Origin of the sequence: Burkholderia sp. Se-20378 (assembly GCF_017104665.1) — a bacterium.
Classification (GTDB): domain Bacteria; phylum Pseudomonadota; class Gammaproteobacteria; order Burkholderiales; family Burkholderiaceae; genus Burkholderia; species Burkholderia lata.
Map to the genome: position 1 here is coordinate 1 of NZ_JAAGPG010000276.1, position 11,186 is coordinate 11,186.

The window sequence follows — 11,186 nt, forward strand, 5'->3', positions numbered from 1 at the left end:
TTACGTCGGCTCGTTCGTCGCCGATGCACGCGAGCTGTTGCAGCAGGACGTGCGCGTGCCGGCCGGCTACTGGGTGTCGTGGGGCGGGCAGTTCGAGCAGTTGCAAAGCGCGAGCGAGCGCCTGAAGCTCGTCGTGCCGCTCGCGCTGTTCATGGTGTTCGTGCTGCTGTTCGTGATGTTCAACAACGTGAAGGACGGGCTGCTCGTGTTCACCGGCATTCCGTTCGCGCTGAGCGGCGGGGTCGTGTCGCTGTGGCTGCGCGGGATTCCGCTGTCGATCACGGCGGCGGTCGGCTTCATCGCGCTGTCCGGCGTGGCCGTGCTCAACGGGCTCGTGATGATCTCGTTCATCCGCAACCTGCGCGATGAAGGGATGCCGCTCGAGGCCGCCGTGCGCGAAGGCGCGCTCACGCGGCTGCGGCCGGTGCTGATGACCGCGCTCGTCGCGTCGCTCGGCTTCCTGCCGATGGCGTTCGCGACCGGCACCGGCGCCGAGGTGCAGCGCCCGCTCGCGACGGTCGTGATCGGCGGTATCCTGTCGTCCACGGCGCTGACGCTGCTGGTGCTGCCCGTGCTGTACCGTGGCAGCCATGCGGTGTCGTGGCGCGCGGCGTTGCGCGGCGGCTTCGGCTCGGGCGTGCTGCGCCGGCTGGGTTTCTTCAAGGGAAATGCGTGATGCGAATTCTGATTGTCGAAGATGAACCGAAGACGGGCGCGTACCTGCGCAAGGGGCTCACCGAGGCCGGCTATGTCGTCGACTGGGTCGAGGACGGCATCACGGGCCAGCACCAGGCCGAGACCGAGGAGTACGACCTGCTCGTGCTCGACGTGATGCTGCCCGGCCAGGACGGCTGGACGCTGCTGCAGAACCTGCGGCGCAGCAAGTCGACGCCCGTGCTGTTCCTCACCGCGCGCGACGACGTCGGCGATCGCGTGAAGGGGCTCGAGCTCGGCGCCGACGACTACCTCGCGAAGCCGTTCGATTTCGTCGAGCTGACCGCGCGCATCAAGTCGATCCTGCGACGCGGCCAGCCGCGCGATTCGAACACGCTGCGCGTGGCCGACCTCGAACTCGACCTGACGCGCCGCAAGGCTACCCGGCAGGGCGACACGATCCTGCTGACCGCGAAGGAATTCGCGCTGCTGTGGCTGCTGATGCGCCGCGAGGGCGAGATCCTGCCGCGCGCGACGATCGCGTCGCAAGTGTGGGACATGAATTTCAACAGCGACACGAACGTCGTCGATTCGGCGATCCGGCGGCTGCGCTCGAAGATCGACGACGCGTACGACCCGAAGCTGATCCACACCGTGCGCGGCATGGGCTACGTGCTCGAGGCGCGCGGCGGCAGCGCGACATGATCGCGCGCCTGCTGCCGCGCACGCTGCGCGGACGCCTGACCGCGCTGATCATCCTGTCGACGTCCGTGATCCTCGCGTCGAGCGGCGTCGCGCTCTACGAGGCGCTGAGCAATCGCGTCGAAACGACGGCGGCCGAGCAGATGTCCGGCATTTCCGCCGCGCTGGGTGCGCACCTGGCCGAAGCGCGCTCGACGGCCGACGTCGCGCGCAACACCGACATCTGGATCGACCAGTTGCACGGCCATCCGAACATGGATCTGGCGATCTTCGACGCCTCGGGTACGCGCCTCGTCGGCACACCCGGCTTCCGCCTGGTTGCGCCGCTGATGTCGCTGGATGCAGGGCGCGTGCCGGTCGGTGTCGCACCGCCCGGCGCGCGGCAGCAGTATCTGGTAACGAATGTGCCGCTGGCCGGCTCGGGCGCAGGCGCGCCCGTGGTGCGCGTCGTGGTGCAGTACGACCGCAGCGCCGACGTGCTGCTGCTGCGCACGCATGCTTATACGATCGTCGTGATCGAGGTGTTCGGCGTGGTGCTCGCGGCCGCGATCGCATATGGCATCGCGGCGCTCGGGCTGAGCCCGCTGCGGCGGTTCGCGGCGCGGGCCGAACAGATGTCGACGAGCCGGCTCGCCCATCCGCTGCCGGCGCTCGATACGGCCGGCGAGTTGAAGGAACTCGAGCATGCGTTCAACGGCATGCTGGAGCGGCTGAACGAATCGTTCACGCGGCTGAGCCAGTTCTCGTCGAATCTCGCGCACGACATGCGCACGCCGCTCACGAACCTGCAGGCGGCCGCGCAGGTCGTGCTGTCGCAACCGCGCAGCGCGGAGGAATACCGGAACGTGATCGAGTCGAGCATCGACGAATACCAGCGGCTGTCGCGGATGATCGAGGACATGCTGTTTCTCGCGCGTTCGGAACAGGCCGGCACGTCAATCAGCGTGCGGCGCCTGGATGCGTCGGAGGAAGCGGGGCGCGTCGCCGGCTACTACGAGCCGCTGGCGGAGGATGCCGGCGTAACCGTGAAGGTCGACGGCCATGCGTGGGTCGATGCGGATCTGACGCTGTATCAGCGCGCGCTGAGCAACCTGCTGTCGAATGCGCTGGCCTACGCGCCGCGCGGCAGCGTCGTGACGATCGATTGCGTGGAGCAGGGCGGAGGAACGACGATCGCCGTGTCGGATACGGGGCCCGGCATCGAGGCCCAGCACGTCGGGCGGATCTTCGAGCGCTTCTATCGTGTCGATCCGTCTCGGCACAATTCGGCGCAGGGGACGGGGTTGGGTCTCGCGATCGTCCGGTCGATCATGGACAATCACGGCGGCGAATGCGGGGTCGACAGCGACCCCGGCCGGCGCACGACGTTCTGGCTGCGCTTTCCGCGACGGCCGGCCGAGCTGAATCGGCCGGCGGCCATCCATACCTGACACCGCCGGCGGGCACGCCCGCGCGTTCGCCAAAAGGCGGCTGCGCGCGGCGTGCTGCCCGCGGTCGAGTGGCCGAGCGTCATTTCTGCGCGGTCAGGTTGTCGTGGTTGTCGGTCTGCGGCTTCTTCTCGCCGCCATGCACCGAAATCCCGTGAAGCTCCTTGTTGCGTGCGACGAGCTCGCCGGTCGGCGGATATTGCGTCTTGCTCACCGGCACGACGCCGTCGTGCTGCGCCTGCTTCAGTTCATTGACGACCTGCGTGCGGGTCTTGCCCTGCGTTTGCGTCTGTGCAAATGCGGCCTGCGTGGCCATGCCGAGCGACAGCGTGGCGGTGACGAACAGTGCTGCGAGTTTTGCCGTTTTCATCGAGTGCTCTCCTTGATCAGGGCCGCCGGGTGGCGAACCATGGACCCAGTATGCGAAAGCAGCCGTGCGTGATCGTGATCGCGAGATGAAAAATGCGTCAGATTGCGTGAGGAGGAGCGGCGCCGTTCCGACGCGACCGACATGACGCAATCGTCATGTTCACGTCATGAGCGCGATGAGCCGGAAGCGGAACATGAAGTCTGCCGATGGCCGATGTGGCCGGCGGCATTCATGCCGTTCGCGATAGCTGTATGGAAAGCGTCCGGCCTCGCTCAGACTTCCCTTCCGGACCGAAAAGTGCATCGTCCCGCCATTCGCCTAGCCTTGATCGCAGTCCTGATCGTCCCGTTGTTCTCGGGCTGCGCATCGACACGTTCCGGCACCGCGCCCACTGCGCAGGCCAAGCCCGCCGCTGCGAAAAAGCCGGTGCCGGCCGATCTCATGCCCGGCGAGCAGATCGACTACGCCGGGCATCGCTGCGGCAATCCGAACCTGTATGTGAAAACGCATACGTGCCTGTTCCCGCAGCGCATTTCGACACCCTGATCATCGGGGCCGCGACCAAAAAAAGGCCCGGCACTCGACGTGTCCGGGCCTAACGCGTGACGTGCCGTGCGGCAACGACCCGCTTGCGTGGTCTGGAACGGGCGCTGCCCGTCACATTTCCGATCGTAGCGATACGATGCTTCGCGAACCTGATCGGAACATGAAATTTTCGTCACGCGACGCGCAGTTGGTCGCCGCGATCAGAACCGGTGGCGCAACCCGAGATTGACGATCCCCTGCGTGCGCGTTCCGCCATAGCCGTACGAGCCGATCGACGCCTGCGCCGTTTGCGTGCCGCCGTCGAGCGTGCGCTGTTCGCCGTTCGCGCGTTGCCACGCACCGACCGCGTAGAGATCGGTACGCTTCGACAGCACGTAATCGGCGCCGGCGGACACCTGATGGTAGGTCGCGCTCGTATCGCCACGGGCACGCGTATAGCTGTAGCCGACGCCGACGAGCAGGCTGGGCGTAGCCTGGTAATTGAAGAAGCCGCGTGCGGTGTCGTACTTCTGCGTGCTGCGAAACGCGGACATCGCATCGGCCTTGTACAGCGCGTTGCTGTAGTCGATGCCGACCGCGAACGGCGCGAAGTTGTAGCGCACCGCGCCGCGCGCGATGCCGATCGATTTCGCGGAGATGTAGCCGCCATTGACCAGCGACCCGTCGAACGTGCCGTCGGAGGTGCCGTTCCAGCCGGTCCGGATGCCGTTGGCGAGCGAGGAGCGATTGGCCGCGTAGTAATAACCGCCCGCCACGTCGACCGGGCCGTTGCTGTACGACAGGCCGGCCGACCAGGTTTGCCCGGCGCCGCTCTTGCCGGCGACACCGCCGAGCGCAACCATGCCGACGAACTGGAATCCGTTGATCACCGGCGACGTGTATTTCACCGCGTTGTCGGTGCGCGACGACGTGTCGTAGTTGTCGACGTCGCCGGGTGTCGCGTAGACGCTGCCGAAGTAGAAGTCGCCGGTGACCGGCCACGCGACATCCGCGAGCGCGTCATACTGACGGCCGAGCGTCAGCGTGCCCCAGCGCGCGCTTTCGAGCCCGACGAATGCCTGCCGGCCGAACATCCGGTTGCCTTGCCCGAGCGCGCCGGTGTTCGGATTGAAGCCGTTTTCCAGCGTGAAGATCGCTTTCAGCCCGCCGCCCAGATCTTCCGTACCCTTCACGCCGAAGCGGTTGCCGAGCAGGTTGCCGTTGCCGAGGCCGACGAGATTCTTGCCGTCCGCGTTGGCGTTCCATACGTACGTCAGCGACGTATCGAACAGGCCGTATAGCGTGACTTCCGACGCGTGTGCCGCGTGAGCGGTTGCGAGTAGCGCACCCGACATCATGGCGAGCCGAACGGGAGTTTTCATGGAGTGCCCCTGAAGTTCAAGATGATCGTTTCGTGCATCGGTCGATTCCGCGCCGCGCGTGGTGCCGGCGGGCGCGGAATATCGCAATGGCGCTGCCGATTCTGGAAAGCGTTCGGATCGTGAAGGTGAGGGACAAATGAGAAAAATGTCATCGACGCGTCATGGGCGCAGAAACTGACGACGATTTTTCATTCGCAGTGCGATGCAGCGCCTGTCGAAGCGGTGACGAAACCGTCATGCTGCGATCACGATTCCGCACCGCTGCCGGCTCAAAGTGAATGCTCCTGTCACGGCTTTCCAAGCAAGGAGCGAACAACATGAACCTTCCGCGACCGATGATCGTCATCGCCGCTGCCGCGCTGTCGATGGCGGCTTTTTCGCAGGCCGTGGCCGCGCAGCAGAAGACCCGACAGGAAGTCCGTCAGGAACTGGTGCGTGCGCGCCACGACGGCGTGATTCCGAGCCCGAATCACGACTACCCGGCGAGCCCGGCCACCGTCGCGCGCAACCAGGAAATCCATCGCGCGTCGGTGCATCGCGGCGAGACGGCGCCGCTGGTCGATGCGCACGACAACCGTTTTGCGGTTCGTTGATCGGTCATTCGCGGCCGCCCGGCGTGGTGCCCGCCGGCCGCATCCCACACGAAGAGGAGAGTGTCATGCGCAATTTCGCGAAAGGAATCGTGCTCGCGGTGTGTCTGATGTCGACGGCCGCGATGGCGGCCGGCTGGCCGGAGCGTGCGCTGTCGCACGCGTCGGCGCATGATGTCGGCCGGCGCGCGAACGAGCGGATGCGCTGCGAGTTCGCGACCGTGCCGGCCGGCGCGTGGAGCGCGACGTTCACGCGCGGGCAGTGCGAGGTCGACAACGGCCGGCTGACGTTCGTGCCGGCCGATGCCGGCGACGGATCGAATGGCGCGGCGAAGCGGATCCTGCTCGGCGAGGTCCGCACCGCGTCGCATCAGTCGCGCAAGCTGAAGGAGCAACTGCAACTGACGACACGCGACGAAGTGATCGCGCTGAACGTGCTGACCGACGACGGCAGCCGCAAGTCGCGCGAACATGCGATCGACCTGTGGGCCGCGCTGCGCAACGAGGGCGTGACGCCCGTCAACGGCACCCGCATCGTCGACACGTATCCGACCGGCGCGACGACGTGGTAGCCGGCGCGCCGCCGTGGCCGGCTTATCCGGCCTTCACCGATCCTTCGATCAGGAAGAACACGATGAAGCCGATGAAGAACGCGGCCGTCGCGAACGGCGTTTCAGGTACCTCGTGCGCTTCGACCAGCAGTTCTTCGGTGACGAGGTACAGCAGCGCCACGGTGCCCAGCCCGAGCAGCGCCGCGTAGATATTGGGCGGAAGTCCGGCGAACGCCGCGTTGCCGGCCACGGCCGCGACGCTCAGCAGCGCCGCGAGCCCGACCGGTACGACGATCGACAGCAGGCGGCCAATGCCGGCGGCCGCGAGCGCCGCGCTGACCGACAGCGCGAGGAACAGCACCTCGAGCGTCAGCGCGACGGTCAGGATGATGCCGCTTTCGTCGCTCGCGGAGAACGCGATGCCGAGCACGAGGCCGTCGATGACGAGATCGATCGCGGTGACGATGATGAGGCTCACGGGCAGCCGCGCTTCCTCGAAGCGCGTCTCGATCGCACCCGACAATGCACGGGTCGCAAGCATCAGCGCGATGCCGAGCACGAAGCCGACGACGACCGGAAACAGCGCATGCGCACGGTCCTGCGGCAGCAGTTCGAGCGCGGCGGCCGCGAACACGATGCCGCCGGTGAAATGCTGGATGACGCTCGACGTTTTCGGGCCGGGGGCGCGCCAGGCGGCCGCAACGGCGCCGAAACAGGCCGCCAGCAAGGGCGGTAACGTGAGCAGCGCAAGCTTCGCGGTCGGTGTCATGAGGCCTCTCGGACGGTTGGCGTACCGCAGCGGGCTCGGCGTCTGGCTGCCCGGCTACATGGTACGGGGGTTCGTACGCGCCGGGCGTTTCCCCGGCATCAACCGGGGATTGAACACCTTGAAGCCGCTTCAAGGTCAACACATTCGAGGCAGGGCGCACCGGCAGGCCGGCGCGCCCGTGCCGGTCAAAGCTGCGCGAGCGCCTGGTCGAGATCGGCGAGCAGGTCGTCGATATGCTCGATGCCGATCGACAGCCGCACCGTTTCTTCCTTCACGCCGGCCTTCGCAAGTTCGGCCGGCGACAGTTGCCGGTGCGTCGTCGATGCCGGGTGCGTCGCGAGCGATTTCGTGTCGCCGATGTTGACGAGCCGCGTGAACAGCTTCAGCGCGTCCTGGAACTTCGCGCCGCCGTCACGTCCGCCCTTCACGCCGAAGGTGAGGATGCCGGGCGCGCGGCCCGACAGGTAGCGCGCGACGAGCGCATGGTCGGGGTGATCGGGCAGGCCCGCGTAGTTCACCCATTCGACGTTTTCGTGACGCGCGAGATGCTGCGCGATCTTCAGCGCGTTGTCGCTGATCCGCTCGACGCGCAGCGCCAGCGTTTCGATCCCCTGCAGGATCTGGAAGGCATTGAACGGCGAGATGGCCGCGCCCATGTTGCGCAGCGGCACCACGCGCGCGCGGCCGATATAGGCGGCCGGCCCGAACGCTTCCGTGTAGACGACGCCGTGATAGCTGACGTCGGGCTCGTTCAGCCGCTTGAAGCGGTCCGCATGCTCGGCCCACGGGAACTTGCCCGAATCGACGATCGCGCCGCCGAGGCTCGTGCCGTGCCCGCCGAGATACTTCGTCAGCGAGTGCACGACGATGTCCGCGCCGTGTTCGAACGGGCGCAGCAGGTACGGCGACGGCACCGTGTTGTCGACGATCAGCGGGATGCCGTGGCGATGCGCGACTTCCGCGAGCGCCGCGATGTCAGTGACGTTGCCGAGCGGGTTGCCGACCGATTCAGCGAAGATCGCCTTCGTGCGTGCGTCGATCAGCGGCTCGAACGAGGCGGGGTCGCGCGGATCGGCGAAGCGCGTCGTGATCCCGTATTGCGGCAGCGTATGCGCGAACAGGTTGTAGGTGCCGCCGTACAGCGAACTCGCGGACACGATGTTGTCGCCGGCTTCGGCGATTGTCTGGATCGCGTACGTGACGGCCGATTGCCCCGATGCAAGCGCCAGTGCGCCGATGCCGCCCTCGAGCGCGGCGATCCGCTGCTCGAGCACGTCCGTCGTCGGGTTCATGATCCGCGTGTAGATGTTGCCCTGGACCTTCAGGTCGAACAGGTCGGCGCCGTGCTGCGTGTCGTCGAATGCGTACGCAACGGTCTGGTAGATCGGTACGGCGACCGCGCGCGTGGTCGGGTCGGGACGATATCCGCCGTGCACGGCGATGGTTTCGAGGCGCCAGTTCGATACGGCCTGATCGGTCATGGGTGCTCCGTCTGTTGTTGTGGTGGTCGAGCGATTATAGGAGCACGCGCGCGACCGCTCTTAGAACGAATGGTTTGTTGCTTATGGCGATGCGGCGCATAAAATGCCTGTTCCGCAAACAAGGGGTGCACGATGAATCAGGATCATTGGAACCAGGTGGATGCGTATTTCTCCGCGACGCTCGTGCCGTCCGACGACGCGCTCGACGCCGCGCTCGCGGCGAGCGACGCGGCCGGGCTGCCCGCGATCAACGTCGCGCCGAACCAGGGCAAGCTGCTGCAACTGCTCGCGACGATCCGCGGCGCACGGCGGATCCTCGAGGTCGGTACGCTCGGCGGCTACAGCACGATCTGGCTCGCGCGCGCGTTGCCGCCGGGCGGCACGCTCGTGACGCTCGAACTGAACCCCGCGCACGCGAAGGTCGCGACGCAGAACATCGCGCGCGCCGGGTTCGCGGAAGTCGTGACGGTGGTGGTCGGCAGCGCGAAGGACAGCCTCGCGCGGCTGATCGACGCGGGTGAAGCGCCGTTCGATTTCATCTTCATCGATGCCGACAAGGACAACAACCCGGTCTATCTCGATGCGGCGCTGAAGCTGTCGCGCCCCGGCACGGTGATCGTCGTCGACAACGTCGTGCGCGGCGGGCGCGTGGCCGATCCGGACAATCGCGAGCCCGACGTGGTCGGTGTGCGCGACGGGTTCGCGCGTCTCGTGGCCGCCCCGAACCTCACGACCACGGCCGTGCAGACGGTCGGGCAGAAGGGCTGGGACGGCTTCTCGATCTCGATCGTCGGCGCGTGACGTGATGGCGGTACGCGCGTGCGGTCGCACCGCACGCTAGTTCTTGTCGGGATTTTTCTCTTCGCACTGGTCGGGATCGTCGCGCAGCACGATGCGGCGGATGCGGCCGTTGTCGTAGAACGGCATCTCGGGGCAGAACTTCATGCCGGCGCGGGTTTGCGTGCGTTTCCACGCGACCTTTTCGGTGCGTACCAGCGTCGGCGCGTGGCCGGGTGAACCCGGCTTCCAGATATCGATATAGGCGCGTGTCGTCGACGGCGAATCGCTCGTTTCGCAATCTTTCGGGTCGCCAAGCGTCGAACGCAGCCCGGTGTCGGTCTGCTCGATGCGCTGCGGAAACTCGATGTAACCGTCGCCGTAGGCGGGCACGACGTAGCAATAACGACGCGTGTTCCCGTCGAGCACCGGCAGCATGTAGCTGCTGGCCGTGTCGACTTCCTTCACGTCGTTGCCCTGCCAGCGGTAGGTCGTCACGCCATGCTCGCAGCAGCTCGCGCGCCAGCTCGTCCAGATGATCCGGTGTACGGGATCGAAATCCGGCGACGTGATGCCCTGCAGCCCCTGCGGCGCATCGATGAAATGCCGCGTCTTCGGATCGTAAATCCACGTCTGGTATGGAATGTTCGGGCTTGCCCCCATCCCTTGCGCAAGCATCAGGTCGGGCCATCCGTCGAAATTCACGTCGGCGAAATCGGGCGTGGGCAGGCCGCAGGTGCCTTGCGAATCCGTCTGAAGCGTCTGCACGAGGCGGCCGCGATCGTACAGGCGGATCGCGGAAACGTGCGGCGGGTCGTTGCACGAACCGCTGTCGTCGGGCAGTTTGTCCGCGACGAGGCGGATCTCGTAAGGGAACGGCCTGCCGTCCTGTTTCGGTGCGAGCGAGACGGGCAGTGTGCGCTTGCCGTCCGGCGATGCCCACGTGCCGGTCACGGCGTTGTCGAGAGAGGCGACGTGCCACGTACCCGTTACGCGATCGGCGTTGGCTTTCGCGCCGCTGTCGCGTTCCGACAGCGTGGCGCCGTGCGCGTCGAGTGTTCCCTTCAAGGCGAGCCGATAGCGTTTGTCGGACGTGCAGGGCGCGTAGCAGTACCAGCCCGATACCGTGTCGGCCACACGCGACAACGAGACTTCGACATGCCGGTTGCCGATCGTGCCGGTCCAGTTGTGCGACCAGAACGGGATTTCGACCGAATCGTCGGCGTTGGTCGCACGCGCCGGCGCCGACGCGAATGCGGTGATGGCGACCAGTGCGAACGCAAGCACGCTGCGCCAGCCGCGCGTGCGCCGCGTCGCGGTCGCGAGGCGCGACGCGGTGATGAACGGGTGATGCATGGTTCGGCCCCTCGGTTTGTTATGGGTTATCCATGCCGGCGCGTTTCAGTGCGATGCGTGCGTCAGTGGTTTCCTGCCGCATCGGCCCGCCGATACAGGCGTGGCCACTGATCGTCGAACAGGCCGTTGCAGGTGCCGTGCGTGGCGATATCGCCGAGCATGAAGCGGCGGCCGTCGAAGATCCACGATGCGGTCGAGCCGCAATCGCCGGCACTGCGCAGCCGGACCTTGCTCGACAGCGTCGCGCTGGCGGAATCGTAGCCGGCCTCGGTCAGTTCGTTCGCGAACGACGCCGAATCGAGCCCTGCATTCGCGTTCTCGCCGAAATTCATCGCCGTCGGCGAGTAGGGCGCAGTTCGCCGCACGCGATACCACAGGTCGGTGTGGTTATACATGCTGCTGGTCTGGCACGGTATCGCGACCAGTGCTTCGTCGGCGGAGATCGCGACGGCGCGCGATGCCTTCCTGCGATCGCTCGCCGACATTTCGTCTTCGACATCGGCCGCACATTGCTTCACGTCGCCGCCGAATTTCGCGAGCACCGCGTCGACGAGCGGGCGCTGCTCGGCGGCCGACAGGCTGGCGGCCGACGGCGGCGCCGG

13 protein-coding genes are annotated in these 11,186 nt (G+C 66.5%); 7 read left to right on the forward strand and 6 right to left on the reverse strand.

The window, feature by feature from the left end:
• From G3N93_RS24595 to G3N93_RS24605, 3 genes are all read left to right on the forward strand, one after another.
• Nucleotides 1-676: efflux RND transporter permease subunit (locus G3N93_RS24595; RefSeq protein WP_206134149.1), on the forward strand; the 676-nt coding region annotated here is incomplete at its 5' end.
• A complete protein-coding gene (gene irlR, locus G3N93_RS24600; RefSeq protein WP_089497548.1) occupies nucleotides 676-1,359 on the forward strand; it encodes a heavy metal response regulator transcription factor IrlR in 684 nt (227 codons plus the stop codon). The genes G3N93_RS24595 and irlR, both read left to right, overlap by 1 nt.
• Complete coding sequence (locus G3N93_RS24605) at nucleotides 1,356-2,786, forward strand: heavy metal sensor histidine kinase (protein ID WP_174938948.1); 1,431 nt, start codon at nucleotides 1,356-1,358, stop codon at nucleotides 2,784-2,786. The genes irlR and G3N93_RS24605 overlap by 4 nt, the downstream gene beginning before the upstream one ends.
• 79 nt (nucleotides 2,787-2,865) lie before the next feature.
• Here the strand turns inward: G3N93_RS24605 and G3N93_RS24610 are convergent, their stop codons facing one another.
• Entirely contained in the window at nucleotides 2,866-3,153 is a 288-nt protein-coding gene (locus G3N93_RS24610; protein WP_174938946.1) for a DUF4148 domain-containing protein, read from the reverse strand.
• A gap of 141 nt (nucleotides 3,154-3,294) precedes the next feature.
• Between G3N93_RS24610 and G3N93_RS41705 the strand changes: the two genes are divergently transcribed.
• Nucleotides 3,295-3,699, forward strand: coding sequence for a hypothetical protein (locus G3N93_RS41705; RefSeq protein ID WP_241026682.1), 405 nt, complete (start codon nucleotides 3,295-3,297; stop codon nucleotides 3,697-3,699).
• A 200-nt stretch (nucleotides 3,700-3,899) separates the two neighbouring features.
• Here G3N93_RS41705 and G3N93_RS24620 read toward each other — a convergent pair whose 3' ends face one another.
• Nucleotides 3,900-5,060: a porin gene (locus G3N93_RS24620; protein WP_174982369.1), complete on the reverse strand. Its 1,161-nt coding sequence runs from the start codon at nucleotides 5,058-5,060 to the stop codon at nucleotides 3,900-3,902.
• A gap of 317 nt (nucleotides 5,061-5,377) precedes the next feature.
• Between G3N93_RS24620 and G3N93_RS24625 the strand changes: the two genes are divergently transcribed.
• Together G3N93_RS24625 and G3N93_RS24630 are read left to right on the forward strand one after the other, a co-directional pair.
• Complete coding sequence (locus G3N93_RS24625; protein ID WP_174982367.1) at nucleotides 5,378-5,653, forward strand: DUF4148 domain-containing protein; 276 nt, start codon at nucleotides 5,378-5,380, stop codon at nucleotides 5,651-5,653.
• A 65-nt stretch (nucleotides 5,654-5,718) separates the two neighbouring features.
• Complete coding sequence (locus tag G3N93_RS24630; RefSeq protein ID WP_174982365.1) at nucleotides 5,719-6,222, forward strand: hypothetical protein; 504 nt, start codon at nucleotides 5,719-5,721, stop codon at nucleotides 6,220-6,222.
• Between the two features lie 22 nt (nucleotides 6,223-6,244).
• Here G3N93_RS24630 and G3N93_RS24635 read toward each other — a convergent pair whose 3' ends face one another.
• Complete coding sequence (locus G3N93_RS24635) at nucleotides 6,245-6,970, reverse strand: ZIP family metal transporter (protein ID WP_174938938.1); 726 nt, start codon at nucleotides 6,968-6,970, stop codon at nucleotides 6,245-6,247.
• A 185-nt stretch (nucleotides 6,971-7,155) separates the two neighbouring features.
• Nucleotides 7,156-8,451, reverse strand: coding sequence for an O-acetylhomoserine aminocarboxypropyltransferase/cysteine synthase family protein (locus tag G3N93_RS24640; protein WP_206134150.1), 1,296 nt, complete (start codon nucleotides 8,449-8,451; stop codon nucleotides 7,156-7,158).
• A gap of 132 nt (nucleotides 8,452-8,583) precedes the next feature.
• Here G3N93_RS24640 and G3N93_RS24645 point away from each other — a divergent pair, with 132 nt between their 5' ends.
• Nucleotides 8,584-9,252, forward strand: coding sequence for an O-methyltransferase (locus tag G3N93_RS24645; RefSeq protein ID WP_174938933.1), 669 nt, complete (start codon nucleotides 8,584-8,586; stop codon nucleotides 9,250-9,252).
• A 36-nt stretch (nucleotides 9,253-9,288) separates the two neighbouring features.
• Here the strand turns inward: G3N93_RS24645 and G3N93_RS24650 are convergent, their stop codons facing one another.
• Nucleotides 9,289-10,584, reverse strand: coding sequence for a nitrite reductase (locus G3N93_RS24650; RefSeq protein ID WP_206134151.1), 1,296 nt, complete (start codon nucleotides 10,582-10,584; stop codon nucleotides 9,289-9,291).
• 62 nt (nucleotides 10,585-10,646) lie between these two features.
• Nucleotides 10,647-11,186 (reverse strand): DUF1176 domain-containing protein (locus G3N93_RS24655; protein WP_206134152.1); only part of this gene is annotated, 540 nt, incomplete at its 5' end.